The organism is Paenibacillus sp. JNUCC32 (assembly GCF_014863545.1).
Classification (GTDB): domain Bacteria; phylum Bacillota; class Bacilli; order Paenibacillales; family Paenibacillaceae; genus Paenibacillus_AQ; species Paenibacillus_AQ lautus_A.
Map to the genome: position 1 here is coordinate 1,308,804 of NZ_CP062260.1, position 19,285 is coordinate 1,328,088.

18 protein-coding genes are annotated in these 19,285 nt (G+C 54.1%); 14 read left to right on the forward strand and 4 right to left on the reverse strand.

Annotation, left to right across the window (positions count from 1 at the left end; all coding sequences use genetic code 11):
* Positions 1-16 precede the first annotated feature (16 nt).
* A complete protein-coding gene (locus JNUCC32_RS06060; RefSeq protein WP_192571372.1) occupies positions 17-1,063 on the reverse strand; it encodes an ROK family transcriptional regulator in 1,047 nt (348 codons plus the stop codon).
* A gap of 182 nt (positions 1,064-1,245) precedes the next feature.
* On the opposite strand from JNUCC32_RS06060, the gene JNUCC32_RS06065 reads away from it, so the two are divergent.
* From JNUCC32_RS06065 to JNUCC32_RS06080, 4 genes are read left to right on the forward strand one after another with little or no spacing between them, the layout of a single operon-like run.
* Complete coding sequence (locus tag JNUCC32_RS06065; protein ID WP_192571373.1) at positions 1,246-2,298, forward strand: LacI family DNA-binding transcriptional regulator; 1,053 nt, start codon at positions 1,246-1,248, stop codon at positions 2,296-2,298.
* 25 nt (positions 2,299-2,323) lie between these two features.
* The gene (locus JNUCC32_RS06070) at positions 2,324-3,484 is read left to right on the forward strand and encodes a Gfo/Idh/MocA family protein (RefSeq protein WP_192571374.1); all 1,161 of its coding nucleotides are present in this window, start codon (positions 2,324-2,326) and stop codon (positions 3,482-3,484) included.
* 53 nt (positions 3,485-3,537) lie between these two features.
* Positions 3,538-4,269, forward strand: coding sequence for a ThuA domain-containing protein (locus JNUCC32_RS06075; RefSeq protein WP_192571375.1), 732 nt, complete (start codon positions 3,538-3,540; stop codon positions 4,267-4,269).
* A 21-nt stretch (positions 4,270-4,290) separates the two neighbouring features.
* Entirely contained in the window at positions 4,291-5,397 is a 1,107-nt protein-coding gene (locus JNUCC32_RS06080; protein ID WP_015736153.1) for a Gfo/Idh/MocA family protein, read from the forward strand.
* 135 nt (positions 5,398-5,532) lie between these two features.
* Here JNUCC32_RS06080 and JNUCC32_RS06085 read toward each other — a convergent pair whose 3' ends face one another.
* Positions 5,533-6,204 carry a pentapeptide repeat-containing protein gene (locus tag JNUCC32_RS06085; RefSeq protein WP_192571376.1) on the reverse strand — a complete coding sequence of 224 codons (672 nt, stop codon included), beginning with the start codon at positions 6,202-6,204 and terminating at the stop codon, positions 5,533-5,535.
* An 89-nt stretch (positions 6,205-6,293) separates the two neighbouring features.
* Positions 6,294-8,126, reverse strand: coding sequence for a DUF2334 domain-containing protein (locus JNUCC32_RS06090; RefSeq protein ID WP_192571377.1), 1,833 nt, complete (start codon positions 8,124-8,126; stop codon positions 6,294-6,296).
* 177 nt (positions 8,127-8,303) lie between these two features.
* Between JNUCC32_RS06090 and JNUCC32_RS06095 the strand changes: the two genes are divergently transcribed.
* From JNUCC32_RS06095 to JNUCC32_RS06105, 3 genes are all read left to right on the forward strand, one after another.
* Positions 8,304-8,831: a GNAT family N-acetyltransferase gene (locus JNUCC32_RS06095; RefSeq protein WP_096774373.1), complete on the forward strand. Its 528-nt coding sequence runs from the start codon at positions 8,304-8,306 to the stop codon at positions 8,829-8,831.
* A gap of 105 nt (positions 8,832-8,936) precedes the next feature.
* Positions 8,937-10,022, forward strand: a complete 1,086-nt coding sequence (locus JNUCC32_RS06100) for a redoxin domain-containing protein (RefSeq protein WP_192571378.1) — start codon at positions 8,937-8,939, stop codon at positions 10,020-10,022.
* Positions 10,023-10,122: 100 nt separating this feature from the next.
* A complete protein-coding gene (locus tag JNUCC32_RS06105; protein WP_009593131.1) occupies positions 10,123-10,464 on the forward strand; it encodes a hypothetical protein in 342 nt (113 codons plus the stop codon).
* An 89-nt stretch (positions 10,465-10,553) separates the two neighbouring features.
* Here the strand turns inward: JNUCC32_RS06105 and JNUCC32_RS06110 are convergent, their stop codons facing one another.
* On the reverse strand, positions 10,554-11,447 hold the full coding sequence (locus JNUCC32_RS06110) for a hypothetical protein (RefSeq protein WP_192571379.1): 894 nt from the start codon (positions 11,445-11,447) through the stop codon (positions 10,554-10,556).
* Between the two features lie 358 nt (positions 11,448-11,805).
* Here JNUCC32_RS06110 and JNUCC32_RS06115 point away from each other — a divergent pair, with 358 nt between their 5' ends.
* The 7 genes from JNUCC32_RS06115 (at position 11,806) to JNUCC32_RS06145 (ending at position 19,193) form a co-directional block, all read left to right on the forward strand.
* Entirely contained in the window at positions 11,806-12,651 is an 846-nt protein-coding gene (locus tag JNUCC32_RS06115) for a WXG100 family type VII secretion target (protein ID WP_192571380.1), read from the forward strand.
* A gap of 17 nt (positions 12,652-12,668) precedes the next feature.
* Positions 12,669-12,869: a hypothetical protein gene (locus JNUCC32_RS06120; RefSeq protein ID WP_096774369.1), complete on the forward strand. Its 201-nt coding sequence runs from the start codon at positions 12,669-12,671 to the stop codon at positions 12,867-12,869.
* Between the two features lie 5 nt (positions 12,870-12,874).
* Positions 12,875-13,201, forward strand: coding sequence for a DUF4176 domain-containing protein (locus tag JNUCC32_RS06125; protein ID WP_192571381.1), 327 nt, complete (start codon positions 12,875-12,877; stop codon positions 13,199-13,201).
* A 200-nt stretch (positions 13,202-13,401) separates the two neighbouring features.
* Entirely contained in the window at positions 13,402-15,471 is a 2,070-nt protein-coding gene (locus JNUCC32_RS06130) for a bifunctional rhamnulose-1-phosphate aldolase/short-chain dehydrogenase (RefSeq protein ID WP_015736144.1), read from the forward strand.
* Positions 15,472-15,579: 108 nt separating this feature from the next.
* Positions 15,580-16,845 (forward strand): L-rhamnose isomerase, encoded by a 1,266-nt coding sequence (gene rhaA / locus JNUCC32_RS06135; protein ID WP_192571382.1) that lies wholly within the window; start codon positions 15,580-15,582, stop codon positions 16,843-16,845.
* Positions 16,846-16,916: 71 nt separating this feature from the next.
* The gene (locus tag JNUCC32_RS06140) at positions 16,917-18,386 is read left to right on the forward strand and encodes a rhamnulokinase (protein ID WP_192571383.1); all 1,470 of its coding nucleotides are present in this window, start codon (positions 16,917-16,919) and stop codon (positions 18,384-18,386) included.
* Between the two features lie 30 nt (positions 18,387-18,416).
* A complete protein-coding gene (locus JNUCC32_RS06145; RefSeq protein ID WP_096774604.1) occupies positions 18,417-19,193 on the forward strand; it encodes a DeoR/GlpR family DNA-binding transcription regulator in 777 nt (258 codons plus the stop codon).
* Positions 19,194-19,285 lie beyond the last annotated feature (92 nt).

Here is a 19,285-nt window from a genome sequence, read left to right on the forward strand (position 1 = left end):
TCGTCATTGTTGAATTTTACATTGCGCTTGTATCGGATATCATCATATCCAGAGCGATCCGCTGCAAGCCGGCTAGATAGTCGTGTTCCCAATCGCGAAGCAGCATTTCGGGAAGATGCCGCTCCGGCACGTAGGCGGAGGCACGCTCTTTAATGGAGACAAGGGCGGAGGGCGAGAGATTATGCTCGCACCACAGAATGGCATCGGGATTGAGAATCGCGGTGAAGGCGGCACTTAGCCGGCTTAAGGCATCGATTTGCTCCTGATTCGGCTCGATGAGACTGCTCATCACGGAACGATTACGTTCCAATATGTCTTGAAAATTGCTGCCCTCGCTCATCGGGACGAAGCCGATCTCGCCCGTGAAGAACGAGCGGCCGCGAACGACGTTTCCATTAATGAGCAGTCCGGCCCCCGGTCCGTTGTGACCGAGGTACACGTATACGAGGGAAGCCTCCTCCGAGCCGCTGAGATTGTGGTAACCGAGCACGGCTGCATTCATGTCATTCTCTACGATGACAGGAATGGAGAACAGATCCTCCAGGTAAGATTGGAGGTTGTAATCCTGGAATGTTCCATACGACGGCACATGGAAAATAAGACCGTCCCGCACCGCCGCAGGCATGCCAACGGCGATGGAGCGTATCTCTGGATAACGGCGGGTCCAGTTTGCCATTTGGGAAGCCAAGGCTTCCGGTCCACGATGAAGGATGCCGTCTTCAGCCTTCCGCTCGAGCAAGTCGCCGTTCCAATTAAAAACAGTGTATACGCTCTGCTCTTTCTCATAATAAACGGCGAGACCCAGCATATAGTCCGGATTAAAAGCATAGCGGTTCGCACGTCGGCCGCCGCTGGATTCATCCTGCCCGAGCAGGTTGACTTCACCTTCCTGCACCATGAGCTCCATAACTTTGCTAACAGTCGGAAAGCTGATGCCGAGTCTTTCGCTGAGCTCGGCTTTGGTTCCGCTCCCCAGCTCCAGCAGCGTCGAACGGAGCGCGCGCCGGACGGCGAATTTCATGGATTGCGGCGTAGGCAAAGCTTCTTTGCGCGTATGAATCACCTCGTCCACTCTTTTTAAACGTGTTTAATAAGTCTATGGGGATGATTATTGCACATCCGATAAGACGGTGCAAGAACAATATGTTGGTTTCAAAAAGAATAGGATGAAGGATGGGAAAGCGGTTGACAACAGCCATGCTCCATGAGAAAATGTACGCGCGTACATAAATTGCAGGAGGCTTGATGATTATCGCTAGTCGTAAAGAGGTAGCACAGCTTGCCGGCGTTTCGGAAGCAACGGTATCCCGCGTCCTGAATGGTGTCGGGCCGATCAAGGAGGAGACCAAGCAGCGCGTGCTGGAAGCGGCGGATCGGCTTGGATATACCCCAAGCGCGCTAGCCCGCAGTTTTGCGCGGCGCAGGAGCGGTAATCTTGGCGTCGTTATGCCTTACCTGCCGAAAGCTCGCATATTCTCCGCCTATTATTTTTCGGAGATCCTAAGCGGCATCGGCAGTAAGGCGCTGGAGAGCAAGCATGACCTGCTGATGCTGTTCCGTGAACCCGGCGGTTCGATGGATTACTTGAACCTGTTTCGTACCCAGAAGGTGGATGCCTGCATCATTCTCGGCGCCAGGGACGATGAAGGCGAGCGCGCAGCCATCAAACAGCTGAGTGAAGCGGACCGCCCTTATTGCCTTATTAATCAATACTTTGACGGCGAGGCGTTTCACGTCATGGATGCCGATCATGTGGAAGGCAGCTATCAAGCCGTTCATCACTTGATCGGGCAGGGATTCCGTCAAATTGCTTTTCTTAATGGCCCGCCCCAGTATTCCAACAGTCGCGACCGGCTGAAGGGGTACACCCGGGCGCTGGACGAAGCGGGAATCAAGCCGGATGAATCCTTGCTGTTCGAGGGCAACTTCAGCCGCAAGAGCGGTTATGCCGCAGCCGAGCTAATCGCCGGGAAGCTGGACCGGATCGAAGCGGTGTTTGCGGCCAATGACCGCATGGCGATCGGATTACAGCAGGGCCTGCGCGCGTTAGGTATTGCAGAGGATCGAATGCCTGCCTTTGTCGGTTATGACGACTCGGAGGCTGCAGAGCTCTGCACCCCGCCGCTCACCAGCGTAAGAGTTCCTTTCTATGAACTGGGATATCTTGCCGCGGAGCATGTGCTTCGCCTGCTGGACGACTCCGATTCGCCGGACGGCAGCGGATCGAACGCCGCGCTGCATCGGCAGCTGCCTACTCGCCTGGTGGTCCGCGCATCTTCGCTTCATCAAAATCAATGAACCCTTATTCAAGGAGGAATGAAAGATGAAACAATTACGTGTCGGCATGATCGGATATAAATTCATGGGCAAAGCCCACAGCAACGCATATCGAAGCCTTCCGATGTTTTTTCCGAAAGCGCTGAAGCCTGAAATGGTGGCAATCTGCGGCCGCAATGCGTCGGCCGTGCAAGAAGCGGCGGATCAGCTGGGCTGGCGTGAAAGCGTTACCGATTGGAAGCAGCTCGTGAATCGGGAGGATATCGATCTGGTCGATATCAATGCTCCAAGCGACGCCCATAAGGAAATTGCGTTGGCCGCGGCGAAGGCCGGCAAGCATATTTTCTGCGAGAAGCCGCTCGCGCTGACCTTGGCCGACGCCAGAGAGATGCTGCGGGCGGCGGAAGATGCGGGAGTCACCCATATGGTCGGGTTTAACTACAGATTTTCTCCGGCCGTAAGACTGGCCAAGAAATTGATTGACAGCGGCAGATTGGGCCAGATCTACCACTTTCGTGCCTGGTTTCTGCAGGACTGGATCATGGACCCGCAGTTCCCGCTGGTATGGCGGTTGCAGAAGGAAGTGGCCGGCTCCGGATCGCATGGGGATCTGGGCGCTCACCTGATCGACCTGGCGCATTATCTGGTCGGGGATATGCAGGAAGTAATCGGGATGAGCGAGACCTTCATCAAGGAGCGTCCCATTGCCAGCGAGATGACCGGATTAAGCGCAAAAGGAAGCGAAGGCGGCCCCATGGGCCAAGTTACGGTAGACGACGCTACGTTATTCATGACCCGCTTCGAGAATGGGGCGCTGGGCAGCTTCGAGGCAACGCGGTTTGCCGCGGGACATCGCAGCACCAATTCCTTCGAGATCAACGGCAGCTTGGGCAGCGTGAAATTTGATTTTGAACGGATGAACGAACTGGAGGTTTACTTCACGACCGACGATGAGGACGTTCAGGGCTTCCGCCGGGTACTGGCAACCGATCCCGTACACGATTATATGGAAGCATGGTGGCCGCCGGGGCATACGATCGGCTTCGAACACACCTTTACGCATGAATTTCTTGAGTTGTCGAACGCGATTTCGGAGGGACGGCAGCCGGTGCCTAATTTCGCGGACGGCGTAAAATGCCAAGCCGTCCTGGAAGCCGTGGATAAATCGATCGAAGAACGACGCTGGGTGCAGCTGTCTGAAATGTAATCATAATCATTCGGCCAGGGCTTGGCCGGACACATAAAAAAGGAGTGCTACGCATGAAAAAGGCTTTAATCGTATGGGGCGGCTGGGACGGACACGAACCGGAGCAGGTTGCCGGCATTTTCGCGGAATTGCTTCGGGGCGAGCAGTATGAAGTGGAAGTATCCGACACGCTGGATGCATTTAACGATGCGGAGAAGCTGCAGGCATTGGATCTGATCGTGCCGGTATGGACGATGGGCGAAATATCGAAGCAGCAAGTGGAGAACGTATCGCTTGCCGTTCAGAAGGGAACCGGCTTGGCCGGCTGCCATGGCGGGATGTGCGATTCTTTCCGCAATAATGTGGACTGGCAGTTCATGACGGGAGGAAACTGGGTTGCGCATCCGGGAAACGACGGAGTGGAGTACCGGGTCGAGATCAAATCCAGCTCCAGTCCGCTAGTGGAAGGGCTGCAGGATTTCACCGTGGCATCCGAGCAGTATTATCTGCATGTGGATCCGGCCGTCGAAGTGCTGGCCACCACCCGTTTTCCGGTTGCGGCAGGACCGCATCTGCTGAACAAAGCGGTTGACATGCCGGTGGCGTGGACGAAGCGCTGGGGATACGGACGGGTGTATTACAATTCGCTAGGTCATCATGCAGATATCGTCGACATGCCGCAGGTGAAGGAAATGATGCGGAGAGGACTGCTGTGGGCCGCCGAGGGCAAGTCATTGTATGCCGGCTCGGACATGAGTTTCTTTACCGAAGGTCAGGGCTACACAGGCATGGGAGACAGCCAATAAAGGCAGAAGGAGACTGGGATCATGAAGAAGGTAAAGGTAGGCATTATCGGCTGCGGTAAAATCAGCGGCATTTATATGGAAAACTGCCACAAGTTCGACATCCTCGAGCTGACGGCCTGTGCGGATATCGATCGAGCCCGTGCCGAGGAACAGGCCGCCAAATATAATATCCCGAATGTTTATACCACCGAGGAGCTGCTCGCGGACCCGGAAATTGAGCTGGTCATTAATCTGACGATTCCTGCCCTTCATGCGCAAATAATGCTGGATGCATTGGAAGCCGGCAAGCATGTGTACGTCGAGAAGCCGCTGGGCGTAACCCGGGAAGAGGGCAGAGCGGTGTTGGACATGGCAGCAGCCAAAGGGCTGCTGGTAGGATGCGCCCCCGAGACATTCCTTGGAGCCGGTATCCAAACGGCCCTGAAGCTGATTGAGGATGGACGTATCGGCAAGCCGATCGCAGCTACCGCATTCATGATGAGCCGCGGACATGAGCATTGGCATCCGGATCCGGAATTTTATTATGCCGCCGGCGGCGGTCCGATGTTCGACATGGGGCCTTACTATCTGACGGCACTGGTCCAATTGCTGGGACCGATCCGCGGTATTAGCGGAATGACCGGCGCTGCGCTCGCGGAGCGGACCATTACCAGCGAGAAGAAGCAAGGGCAGAAGATTAAGGTAGACATTCCTACGCATGTAGCCGGACTTATCGATTTTCAGAATGGAGCCATCGGCACGCTGATTACGAGTTTCGATGTTTTTGGAGGCAGCACGCTTCCTAATATTGAGATTTACGGCACCAAGGGTACGCTTCTCGTTCCGGATCCCAACACCTTCGGCGGGCCGGTAAAATACCGATTGACCGGTGAAACCGAGTGGACGGAAGAACCGCTGCTTCCGGGGTATAACGAGAATACGAGGGGGATCGGCCCTGCGGATATGGCCTACGCCATCCGGAGCGGAAGAGCTCATCGAGCGAGCGGCGAGCTTGCCTATCATGTGCTTGAAGCCATGTGGGGGTTCCATGATGCTTCCGATGACGGCAAACGGTATGAGATGTCCAGCACCTGCGACATCCCGGCACCGCTTCCGCTTGATTTGCCGAAGTACACCCTGGATCAATAATATTGCGTCACATGTTAAAAGCGGCTTACCCCAAAGGTCAACTGGACCCGGGGTAAGCCGCTTTACACTGTGTCGGGAACTCTATATCGCACTGGCTAACCTGTCTATTCCGAACTGGAATGGAGCGACAAGAGGTTATTCTTTTACGACAAGACCGAATATTTTCGTTAGCGGAATGGCTTGATGCGGCGATATAATGCATCCTTGAAGATCTTCCAGCGTCGCGCCGATATGGTGGAAGTCCGTTCGGCTTAGATCGATTCCCGCAAGCTTCGTGCCGGAGAACTGCGATTGATCGATCTGGCAGTCCATAAACTCTACCTTGCTTAACTCGGAATGATAAAAATCCGATTTGACGAGCGAAGTCGATTGGAAGGATACCTGCTTCATGTTGGCAAACCGGAACGTGGCATAGTCGCCCGTACAATGGTCGAATACGACATTACGGATGGTGGCGGCCGTCAGGTCGAGCCCCAATATTTTGCAATGATTAAATTGTACCCGATACATGATGGCCTCGCTGAGATCAACATTGGACAAGTCGCAGTGGTTGAACACGAGGTCCGTCAGTTCGGCATGATGGAGCGTGACGTGCTGGAACGTCACGTTATCGAAGATCATTTGGTCGAACTGAACCTTGTTGGCCGTAACATAGACAAGCGTCTCGTCCTGACAAGCGGATTGAACGAACGAGGATTCGTCGTCAACACCGGCGTCGGACAGGATCACAGGCTCAAGCTGCTTGGGGAGCTTGGGTTTCACGATTTTGATCGGTGCCGATGAACCGGCCGCATTGGGGGGTGTCATGATTTTTTCCTCCAAACATAGGAATAAGGATTGAAATAATAACTTAACGGAACACACCGCATAGGTTTGAATAGAAGTATAACATGTCCTTATCCCATTGTCCGGTCCCTCGCATTGATGGCGGCGTCCAGGGTTCCGCCGTGCCGATTCGGTGACCATGCCAGCAGACTGACGCGGCTGTTGCCCGATAGATCAGCAAGGAAAGGCGTCGTCTGTTCACCGGCAGCCCATGGCCCAAAACATTCTTCCTGCCGCCCGAAGGCCGTTCCCGAGCTGTACAGGATGAACCACTTCCCTGAAGCAGGTTGAACGAGAACCAAATCTTCCAGCCCGTCTCCATCGACATCCCCTAACACCACGGACAGGGGCGAACCCAAGGGATCCTCGGCGGAATACCAAACGCCGGCATTCCGAAGCCGTGTACCGCTGCTTAGCCAGACCTGACATGCTCCGGAGGCGGAGTTCCACACCACCAGATCATCCAGGCCATCGCCATTTACATCTCCGATGCACGGTATCATATCATTTCTCTGTAAGGAAACCTCATGCTGAATAAGGGGAGGAGAAAAGCTCCCCCCGGAACTGTAAGCGATGGCGGCTTTACCGGTGACGTCATCCCATAGAAATAAATCATCTCTGCCGTCCCCGTTAAAATCTCCCGTTAAGGATTTCCAATTCAGGACTCCGGGCTCGGACAGCCAAATCCCGTCAGGTGCCAAACGGCTGCTGCCGGCGCCCAAGGCAACATGGCATATCCCAAGCTCTGCATGCCATACTGCCGCGTCGATAAAGCCGTCGCCGTCGAAATCGCCTGTCATTGCGGTGCCGCTAGGGGTTGGCGGCCAGTCGGCCAATAGCGGACGTATCGAATGTATGCCATTATGGATTCTAAGGGGGGACCGGATCCCAAGATCCAAGGCGTACCATGTGTTGCTGGCCTCGTCCCGAATGATCCATCGGTTCGGGAGCTTGTTTCTTTTGGCATGCAGAAACTTGGGACGCTTCATGCTCAACCTATCCGACAGCCGGGTTTCCCTGAAATCCGGTATGAAGGGGAGGACGGAGGTTAAGGATACGAACGATTTGCGCTCCCTATCGAAGAACCGAAGGATCCTTCTGAGCGGCGAGTGTTGGTCATAATGCACGGTGCCGTCATCAAGGAATCGGATATATGGAAATTCAAGATAAGGGTGGTAAAAGAACGAGGCCAGTTCGCGTTCACCCGTGAAATCCTTTAAAGTCTGTTCCATCCGAGCAACTTCGGCTTCGATGTTATGGCCTGAAACATAATAAAGCGGCGTGGGAACATAGATCGTTCCGTTCGTCAACGGATCGTCCGGGTTGTGCCGGAGCACGGCTGTCTTCGCATTCGGTTCGTCCGGCGGAGATTCGTACAGGACCCCGTTGCAGATCTCGATGATCTGCCGCTGAACCGGCGATGCGGCATAATGCGGCGTCTCGAACCAGGCCGCGGCAAAGCCCGCCGTTTGGAACGCTTGATGCCCCAGCTGAACCCGCCGATAGGCATAGGATTGCTGCAGCTGCAGGAGCGAAGCCACAGCCTCGGGGGGATCATCCGGCGGACAATCGGCGGCGCATTCCGAATATGCAAATTCGAATCCGTCGCCGCTTGCCGATCTCCCGTACTGATGCGTATAGCCGTGAATGCCAAGCGAGGCGCCGAGCGCTGCCATCGTGCGGAGCAGCCGCACAAACCGAAGGGAAGCTTCATCCTGCAGGTCGGCTATCGAACGGTCCGTATGTTGCGCCGGATCAACGTATCGGGGAATAACGGCCAGATGAAAGGGGATTCGCAGCTGGTGCAGGAATCTTGCGATGACAAGCAGCTTCGCTTGTTGTTCTTCCGTCCCGTACCATCCGCCAGGGCCGATATCTTCAAGCCGTATCATTGCTTTATTCATGTACAGGCCCTCCTTTCATGGGCATCCGAGCGCCATGTGGTATCCGATACATTTTATTTATGCTAGTTGTGGGCTTAGCGTCATCAGGGATGAAGCAATCAATGATAAAAAAAGGATCTTCGAGCCTCTCCGCGAATACCAAGAGATCAAGAGAGGAACAGGAGGAAGTGGAAGACCATGCAGATTCGAATTGCAAACGAGCAAGATGCCGAAGGCATTGCTAGCGTACATGTAAACAGCTGGAAAACGACGTACAGGGGGATCGTCGATGATGATTTTTTGCAAAAGCTTTCCGTTGCGGACCGCGTAGAAGGCTGGCGCAGGAAGCTTGCCAATATGCCCGAAGACGAACAGCTACTGGTTATTTCAGACGAACATGGCAAGGTTTACGGGTTTATGTCGTACGGGACGGAGCGAGAGCAGAAGATCTCCCATGAAGGAGAACTCTACGCGATCTATCTCTTGGAAGAAATTCAAGGGCAGGGATGGGGAAAACGGCTATTTGCCAGGTTGAAGGAATTTCTGCAAACGAGAGGATATCGTTCGTTGTCGGTTTGGGTGCTGGTAGGCAATAAAGCCGAGCAATTTTATAGACATATGGGCGCTCAAGAGCTGAAGCAAAAAGAGATTGTCATCGGGGGAAAAAGACATGCCGAATTGGCACTGCTTTGGAGTTCCCTTGACCAAATCCGCTCATCTTCCTGAAGGTCTTCGCTTGGTTTTACATTAATGAGAGAATCCACTATGATGGAGATATACCCCGGCGGGTAACTCGATTTTTGATTTTGCCGCATTATAGGAGGTTCGCATTTGAGTATTATTCCGATAGGTCCGTTGATGATCCGAGCCGATATTGTGATATTTCTGATCTGCGCCGCGGCCGGGTTCGCCGCGCTTCGCATTCGTTTGCGCCAGATGCCGCAGCGGGAATGGATCCTGGACACCTATTTATCCGTCATCATCATAGGTTTTCTCTCATGGAAATTCGGGATGCTGGTGTTCGATCCGATCCGCACCCTCCAGCATCCGACCTCGCTGATCTACATGACGGGGGGAGTCAGGGGCATATGGCTGGGGGTTGTTCTCGCTATCGTCTACGCTGCACTTCGCTGGAACAGGAAGAGGGGGGAGTTTGGCCTGCTGCTGAAATCGGCGCTGTTATCGGCCTTTGCAAGCGGAACGGCAGGGTATCTCTTTCAGTGGCTGTGGGCGGATGGTGCGAGTGTGACGTCTTCGTTATTCTATGCTCTGCTGTTCGGCGTCTTGCTGACGGTCAGCTGGCTTCGCTTCCAGGCACCGCTGTCCCAATTCCTTACGCTGGGTTTAGGAAAAAACAGGGCGGTCCTGGTCGTGATGGCAGCTCTCTTCGCGTGGGTCATTTATGACTTCACTTCGAACACGGCCAGCGAGCGGGAAGCAGCCGCACCGCCGCATCAAGAGGGAAGCCAGGAAATCGCAGCGGAAGGTTTGAAGCCTGGGCTTCGCGCGCCGGATTTCACGCTGACCGATTCAGAAGGCCGGGAGATCAAGCTGTCCGATTATCGCGGGCAAACCGTTCTCCTTAATTTTTGGGCCTCCTGGTGTCCCCCTTGCAAGGTCGAAATGCCTTATATGCAGGATTTTTACGAGAAACATCAGGATGAGGATGTTATCATACTGGCCGTCAATATGACCCATCTGGAAAAAAGCATGAGCGAGGTACAGTCTTTTGTTGAGAAGAACGGCATCACCTTTCCCGTCCTGTACGACCAGCATGGTGAGAACACCGGGCGGTACGAGGTGGTGGCTTATCCGACCACCTACGTCATATCGCCTGGCGGCATCGTATCAGAACGGTTTCAAGGCGCGATCAACGAAGAAATCATGGCTAGAGCTTACCGCAAGGCTAGCGATTAAGTAAGGTTAATGGCGGAATTTTGGTTGCATGGACTTCTATCTCTGCCGCCTTCTCCCCAGGAGGAATATAATACACAAACGCTTGGGAGGGGGAGAAGGATTGCAGCCAATACCAATTTCGGCAGAAGGATGCAAAGGTTACGTCGGCAAAACCGTTTGCGCTGTCATGCATGATGGGAGGGAAGTCGTGGGGACGATTCGCGGTGTACATGATCGCGGTCTTGAACTCGAATTTGCGAACCCATCCGCATATATATTGTCCGCCAAAGGGAAAAAGGGCAGAAAATCTTCGAAGTCGACCAAAGGCGGTGCACAAACGTCCGCATTTGGACCGTACGGCTACGGCGGTTTTGGACCATATGGAGGCTACGGTTTCGCAGGCAATGTGCTCGCTTGGGAAGCCATTGCCTTGTTGTTCCTCATTCCGTTTTTATTTATCTAAACCCACATCAGGATATGGATCAAGGCCAGCAGTTTTCGATGAGACAGTTGGGGAAGGTGCCCCATACTGTCTCTTTTTCTATGCCCATTTTACAAATTTCGCGTGGATCGGGTACGGTTGAAAGGTTCGGCGGATGCATCGGATTGACTGATCAGCCATATCACAGGCGTAAAGGCAACGAGAAAACAGCTGCCCGCCAGAATCGGCAGCAAGGACCATTCCGCCACGGAGTAACCGAGAAGCGTCTGCCATCCGATGGAGATCAGTCCGAATAAATAGGCGAGACCGCTGATATGGATGATGATCGGTTTAACGGCAGCATTGACGGATTTTCTCATGGACAGCCAGGCCACCAAAGGAATGGCCTGCAGTGCATGAAACCCGAGTCCGTGCAGCCAAATGATATTGCCGCCGATCCCGGTGAAACGACCCGCGTTGATGGAAATCCAGATGCCTGCGGCAAAAGATACCAGCACCGCGATCATGGCATAACGGATGCCGAGACCAAGCTCCGGATGGGCCTCTATTACACGCTTGCGGAAATATTGAGTCCCCAGGATCAGGTAGAACACGATGAGCAGAAGCGCAACGGCAGGAAAAATCGTGGAGATGACATGATCGAAGGATGAACCGTTCTGAACGAACCTCGGATCGACGCCGCGGAAATGTTGTACGGTCTCGGCGAAGTAGGAGAACAACACGAGGGGGATGTAACAGCAGCGGTAGATCGATTGGCTTCGTGGCCGCATGCCGGAAACCGGTAGAATGCTTGCGGTTGATAGGATGAATATTCCCAGGGCCGCGTTGAAGGAAAAGGCTTTGGAGACATCTCCGTCCGGTGAGACAGGTCCGCCATGGAGCAGCACCCATACCCCGCAAATTCCGGCCAGCAAAAAGCCGAGCAGACCCGTCAGCATGAGCCATGTCTCCTGTTTATACAGCCGGTATGCCCCGCTGGCCGCTTCACGTGCAAGTTGGTTCATAATGAATACCCTCTTTCGGAAAGATGAATTGTTTCTAATGTACAAGAGAACGGGAGCTGCTTTAACGGGCTGGGGATGTAATGGGCACCGTACCCCGGGATGATTTCATGGCTGGGCCTAAGCCGGGGATGAGATGGCTGTTCATCCGCATGGGGAATGAGGAGGCCAGTGCTTTTTTACTAGATCGGGACCTGATGAAAATGAATCCTTCGCTTGATTGTTCCTTTCCTGTATACCTACTAAAATTGAAAAATGTGGTTATTGCTTGGTAGATCGGTTTAATAGTTTATGGAATTGAAATTTGTTGGTAGACTGCCTGAAGAAGCAGGGCGGCGAGACAGAAGGGGCGTCCGTATTTATGTCCAATCGAATATTAGTTACACCCGAGCAGCTGGAGCAGGTATCCGCGCAATTTGCCCAATCAGGGCAACTTAGCGGCGATTTGGTGCAGCGGCTCCAGCGAAGCATTCACGAAATGGAAGGTCAGTGGGAAGGGATGACCCGCGAGCGGTTTTACGGGGATTATCAGCAGGCCAGGACGACGATGCTCAAGTTTGTGGACTGCTTGCAAACGATATCCGCCGAGCTGAAGCAAATATCCGTCAAATTCCGTTCCACGGATGAAATGGTGAACGGTGCTGCAGCTGGAGGAGCCGTAGCAGGCGCGGGCATTATGGCTGGGGCGGCAACCGGAGCGGGAATCGCTGCGGCGGCAGGCGCTGCATCCAAGACTTCCGGCGTGGCCGCTAAATCCTCAAGCAACCCGCTGGACGCAGCGCTCAAAGGAGTAGAAGTGGAAGGCAGCGTAATCAAGCACGAAGAGAATGGACTTTATGCCAAAGCAATAACAGGCAGCGCGGGAGCAAGCTTATCCGAAGGAGCGCATGCCAGCGGGGCTGTTGTTGAAGCAGGTTATGCGAATGATCATGTCGAAGGATCGGTTAGCCTGGTGAAGGCCGAAGTCGAGGCGGCGGTCAAGGACGGTACGCTTAGCGTCGGAGCTGAGGCTACATTAAACAAATATGAGGGCGGCGTGAATATTCCGCTTCCTTGGACGGATAAAGAGCTGCACATCGGAGGTTCCGCTTCACTGGGCGTACTCGGCGCATCCGCGGAGGTGGGCAAGAGCGGATTGAAGTTCCACATCCCGTTGGGACCGGGAGCAAGCCTCGTCGGAGTCGGCGGAGCGATTACGGTAAAATAGAAGGGGGCGCACAGCCGATGAGCGACAGACAAAAACGGTTCAAAAACATAATGGTGATTATTGCTATCGTCGGCGTTCTGGGCACGGTGATTCCCAATCTGCTGGACACGAGTTACGCGGCAGCGGAAAAAGCCGTCATCTGCCTATCCTTTCTCATTGGAGTACCGCTCGTAGTGTCGATTGTCTATTGGATCGGTAAAAAAATAATGAAGGGTTGATCAACATGGAACAGCATGAGCAAACGGAGCAGAAGCTGCTGCCAATCGGATCTGTCGTCAAGTTCAAGGATTGGGACCAGACGCTGATGATCTATGGCCGAATGCAGAACGATTCCAAGACGCTAAAGCGTTGGGATTACGTTGCCTGCTTCTATCCTCACGGAAATCTGACCGCGGATTCCAACATCTTTTTCAACCATAAGGACATCTCGGAAATCGTATTCACGGGTTACGTCAACGAGGATGAAATTGCATTCCGTGATGCATTGTTGGAAGGAATTGCGAAAGCGGATCAAATGGCGGCCGCGGGCTCCGGCTCGGACCATTCATAAATCAAATATAGCAGCTCGGTTCGTAAAGCAGCTCTGACAAGAGCTGTTTTTTGTTTGTACGGGAGTTGCATTGAAAACCAAACAAACAAATACAATATCTTCGTTTATTTTTGAAAATACGCTATTCAAAAATAAACGGGCGTGTTAATATGGGAAACAAATGAAAGCAAATTCATATGGTCAATCGGAGGGGAAGCTTCATGGTTCAGAGCTTATGGGAACAATCAAAGGCACAGCAGGCACAAAATACATTGGATGAGCTTGTCTATCGCTCGAATTTGATTGGTGCCGACCGGCGCGTATGCAACTGGGGCGGCGGCAACACATCCAGTAAAACAACGATTCAGGATTTTCGCGGCAACGACGTCGAGGTGATGTACGTAAAAGGCAGCGGATCCGATCTGGCCACCATGAAAGCGGGCAATTTCACAGGCTTGCGCATGGAGGATATCCGGCCGCTGTTCGAACGAGATTCGATGTCGGATGAGGAGATGGTGGCATATCTGGGACATTGCATGGTAGATGCGAAGCACCCGCGCGCTTCTATTGAAACGCTGCTGCACGCGTTCTTGCCGTTTCGGCATGTGGACCATACGCATCCGGATGCCATTATCAGCTTGTGCTGCGCCCATAACGGCAAAGAATTAGCCCGGGAAATTTTCGGCGACCGATTCGTGTGGGTTCCATATGTCCGCCCTGGCTTTACGCTGTCGAAGATGATCGCGGAAGGGGTGCTGGCTAATCCGAACGCCGAGCTTGTGCTCATGGAGAAGCATGGCCTTGTAACCTGGGGCGATACCTCGGAAGCTTGTTACGCACAGACGATTCGCATCATAAGTGAAGCGGAAGCCTTCATTGAAGCCCGAGTGAACAACGACAAGCTGTTCGGCGGCCGGAAGCATGCGCCGCTTGCCGCGGAAATCCGTCGGAGCATCGCTGCGGAAGTGATGCCTGCCGTACGCGGCGCCGTCAGCGACGCGAAGAAGATGATCCTGTCCTTCGATGATCAAGACGATGTGCTGGACTTCGTCGGTGGCATCGATTCGCCGAAGCTGTCCCAAGTAGGCGCCGCTTGTCCGGATCACCTGGTTCATACCAAGGTTGTTCCCCTCTTCATCGATTGGACGCCGAACGCTGAAGATATCGAAGGCCTTAAAGCAAAGCTCATCGAAGGCATTGCGGCATACAAAGCGCAGTATCAAGCCTATTTTGAACGCAACCATCATGAAGGCGACGTCATGTTCGAAGCGGCTCCGCGAGTCATCCTGATTCCCGGAATCGGAATGATCAACACCGGCAAGAGCTGGGCGATGTCGCAAGTCAGCGGCGCCCTGTATCATCGGGCAATCGCGGTCATGCGCGGCGCAACGGCGCTCGGCGACTTCGTATCCCTGAGCGAGAACGAATCCTACAACGTGGAGTATTGGCCGCTGGAGCTGTATAAATTGAGCCTTGCACCGGCTGAAGCGGAGTTTTCGCGGCAGATTGCTTTTATCACCGGGGGAGCCGGGGGGATCGGCAGTGCCGCGGCGCGCAGGCTGGTAGCCGAAGGAGCCCATGTCGTGCTGGCGGACCTAAATCTTGAAGGCGCGCAGCAGGTTGCCGAGGAAATCAATGCAAAGTACGGGGAGAATCGGGCATTTGCTGTTAAAATGGACGTAACCGACGAAGAGGCCGTGCAGCGCGCCTATCGTGAAACCTCCGTAACTTATGGCGGTGTCGATATTATCGTGAACAATGCGGGCCTTGCAACGTCCAGCCCGTTTGACGAGACGTCTCTAAAGGAATGGAACCTGAACATGAACGTGCTGGGCACAGGTTATTTCCTCGTGGCCAGAGAAGCCTTCTCCTTGATGAAGGTACAGGGAATTGGCGGGAGCATGGTGTTTATCGGATCGAAGAACTCCGTTTATGCCGGAAAAAATGTGACCGCATACAGCTCAGCGAAAGCGCTAGAGGCGCATTTGGCCCGCTGCATCGCTGCCGAGGGCGGGGAATACGGCATCCGAGTGAATACGATCCTGCCTGACGCGATATTGCAAGGCTCTGCGATCTGGAACTCGAACTGGAGAAACGAGCGGGCTGCAGCCTACGGGATCGAACCGGATCAGCTGGAAGAGCACTATCGGAAACGCACGACACTGCTCGTGAACATCTATCCGCAGGACATTGCCGAAGGCATTGCTTACTTTGCTTCGTCCAAATCATCGAAGACGACCGGCTGTATGCTGACGATTGACGGGGGAGTACCGGCAGCGTTTACTCGATAATCGAAAGAATGAGTAACCAACCTAACGCAAGGAATCAAGAATTCTTATTAAGATGGGGCGCTGGGTTGATACAACCCGGCTGTCCTCATTCATATGGGAGGATATGCGATGAGGCAGGACGTTGCAAGGAACTTTGAGGAAGCTAAACAGCTCTATGGGCAGCATGGCATCGATGTGGACCAAATCTTGACGGAACTTGAGCGCATCAAAATCTCCATCCATTGCTGGCAGGGAGATGATGTTCGCGGATTCCTGTTCCGTGATCAGGACCTGTCCGGCGGCATCTCCGTGACCGGGGAATATCCCGGGGCAGCCGAAACACCGGACCAGCTGAGGGCCGACCTGGAAAAAGCGTTGTCGCTCATTCCCGGATCCCACAAAGTGAATCTCCACGCGATTTATGCGGATACCGACGAGTCCGTTGATTTGGATCAGCTGGAGCCGAGGCACTTCCAGTCCTGGGTGGATTGGGCCAAGGAGCAGGGGATCGGACTCGATTTTAATCCCACCTGCTTTTCCCACGACAAGTCGAAGGACGGGTTTACGCTGAGTCATGCCGACCCGGCGATTCGTCAATTTTGGATTGAACATTGCAAGGCTTCGCGAAGAATCGGAGCTTATTTCGGTGAACAGCTGGGTCAGACCTGCGTGACGAATATTTGGGTTCCGGACGGTTACAAGGATATGCCGGTAGACCGAATGGCACCGAGACAGCGGCTGAAGGATTCGCTGGATGAGATTTTTGCCGAGGATATCAATCCGGAATGGAATTTGGATGCCGTCGAGAGTAAGCTGTTCGGGCTCGGCTCCGAAGCCTACGTTGTGGGCTCGCACGAGTTCTACATGGGGTATGGCATTCGGAACAACAAGCTGATCTGCCTGGATGCGGGTCATTTTCACCCAACCGAGAGCATTGCCGGCAAACTGTCGTCACTCGCCCTTTTCACCGATGGACTACTCCTTCACGTCAGCCGGCCGATGCGCTGGGACAGCGACCATGTCGTCATCATGGACGATGAGCTGACCGAGATCGGACGCGAGCTGGTGCGCAATCAACTGCTGGATGTTACCCATATCGGACTGGATTTCTTCGATGCCAGCATTAACCGCATCGCTGCGTGGGTTATCGGAACCCGCAATACGATTAAGGCGCTGCTGCGCGCCAAGCTTGAACCGGTCGATCGGCTGAAGCAGGCTGAACTTGAAGGCGATTACACGACCCGCCTGGCGTTGACCGAAGAGTTTAAATCCTATCCGTTCGGAGCGGTCTGGGATTACTATTGCGAACGTTTGGGAGTGCCGGTCAGAGAAGAGTGGCTGTCCGAAGTGAAACAGTATGAACAGGACGTATTGCTGAAGCGTTCGCAAGCATGAGAAGAGATGGAATCGTCATCGGTTTCATGCCCGAACCGTTGATTATGATCTGACAAGGAGGCTGGGGAGCGTTGAGCGTTCTTGCATTTGATTTGGGAGCAAGCAGCGGCAGGGCGATGCTGGGCCAGCTGAACAGCCGCACCATCGGCGTGGAGGAAATTCACCGGTTCCCGAACGATCCCGTTCGAATCGGCGACCGCTTTCAATGGGATATCTTACGGATCTACCATGAGATGAAACAGGGCTTGCTCAAGCTGAAGGGGAAACATCGCTTGCCGTCGAGCATCGGACTTGATACCTGGGCGGTGGATTTCGGTCTCCTGGATCGGGGCGGGGAGCTGCTCATGAATCCGTATCATTATCGGGACACGCACACGGATGGCGTGATGGAACAGGTCTTCCGGGAGCTGACGCCTGGAGAAATTTTTGATCGGACGGGAATACAATTTCTCTCGTTCAATACGATGTACCAGCTTGCTTCGCTCCAACGGAAGAAACCCTATCTGCTTCAAGAGGCTGAGCGATTCTTAATGATCCCCGATTTGCTGCGCTACTTCTTGACGGGCGAGATGGCGAACGAATTCACGAATGCGACCACGACGCAGCTGTATAACCCACACTCGGCCAGCTGGGATGATCATCTATTGAAATCAATGAAGATCCCTCATGGGTTATTTCATCCTGTGGTTCAACCCGGTACCCATATCGGGGGGTTAAGGCCTGCCGTAACCGAGGAACTGGGGCTTCCATCCATCCCGCTTTATGCGGTTGCAGAGCATGATACGGCTTCCGCCGTGGTTGCGGTTCCTGCATTGGAGCGGTCGTTCGCCTATTTGAGCTGCGGCACCTGGTCGTTGATGGGGACCGAGGTCGACCAGCCGGTCATTCATGAAAGGGCCCGTGAGCTGAACTTCACGAATGAAGGAGGCGCATACGGCACGTACCGGCTGCTCAAGAACATCATGGGGCTGTGGATCCTGCAGGAATGTCAGCGGACCTGGGGGCGGGAAGGGATGACGTATTCGTATCCCGAATTGGTTCATATGGCGGAAGCGGCACCGGCATTTGCTTGCTTCATCGATCCGGACGATTCCATGTTCCTCCCTGCGGGAGACATGCCGAAACGGGTAAGGGAATATGCTGCCCGCACGAACCAGGGCGTTCCGCAGAACGAGGGCGCGCTTGTACGCTGCATTATGGAAAGCTTGGCCATGCAATACCGATATGTGCTGGAGTTGACCGAGGAATTGTCCGGACGGAAATTTCAGGGCTTGCATATGGTAGGCGGTGGCATTCATAATGAAACATTATGCCAGTGGACGGCGAACGCCATTGGGAAGCCGGTATGGGCGGGGCCTGCGGAAGGCAGCGCCATCGGCAATATGGCCGTACAGTTCATTGCGCAGGGCGAGCTGTCCGATATATGGGAAGCGCGAGCAGTCATTAGGGAATCCTTCCCGGTCAAGACCTACGAGCCGCAGGATGCCCCCTTATGGGAGGAAGCTTACGGGGTGTTCGGTCAGCGGACCGGGAAGAGATAGAATATACGAACAGTAAGGATGGGCGGTATGATGCTGGTTGCAGAACGATATGAGAAAATAGTACAGTTGGTCAACGAAAGAGGGAGCATTCGAGTCTCCGAGCTGAGTCAGCTCTGCGGCGTAACGGAGGAAACGATTCGCCGCGACCTTGACAGGCTGGAGCAAGCAGGGCGCCTGCGCCGTTCCCACGGGGGAGCGGTTAGCGTGAAGGATCAACCGGAAATTCAGCGGTCTCAGCCGGAAATACCGTATGCTGAACGGGAAATCATGCATGCGCTGGAGAAGCAGCGAATCGCGGAGGAAGCGGTCAAGCGAATCCATCCGAACGACCGCATCCTGCTGGATGCAAGCTCAACCGCGTGGTACATGGCCAAGATCATACCGGACATTCCGATTACCGTGCTGACGAATTCGATTAAGGTGGCCGCTGAGCTGAGCACCAAGGAGCGCGTTCAGGTCATCTCGACGGGCGGAATCCTGGCTCATCGTTCCTTGTCCTTCGTCGGTCCGCTGGCGGAGCGTTCGCTGGAAGCTTACTACGTGGATAAAGCCTTCCTCTCCTGCAAGGGCGTGCACATGGACCGGGGCTTGAGCGAATCCAATGAGCTGCAGGCGAGAATCAAGCAAAAAATGATCGGGATGACGGATGAGACCATTCTGCTTGCCGATGCCAGCAAATTCGGCACGCAGGCTTTTGCGCAGGTCGCCGACCTCGCCGAAGTGAACCTGATCATCACCGACCGGAGATTGACGGAAGAGGAAGCGGCGCCTTATCGTGCGCTGGGTCTTCGAATCGAATCCGTATAGAGCAAGCTGCTGGATCATATCAACATGGAATCCCCCCGTTCCGGGGGGTTCTTGCTAGAGGCCGACTCATCGGCCTATCCTGACGATTAGCG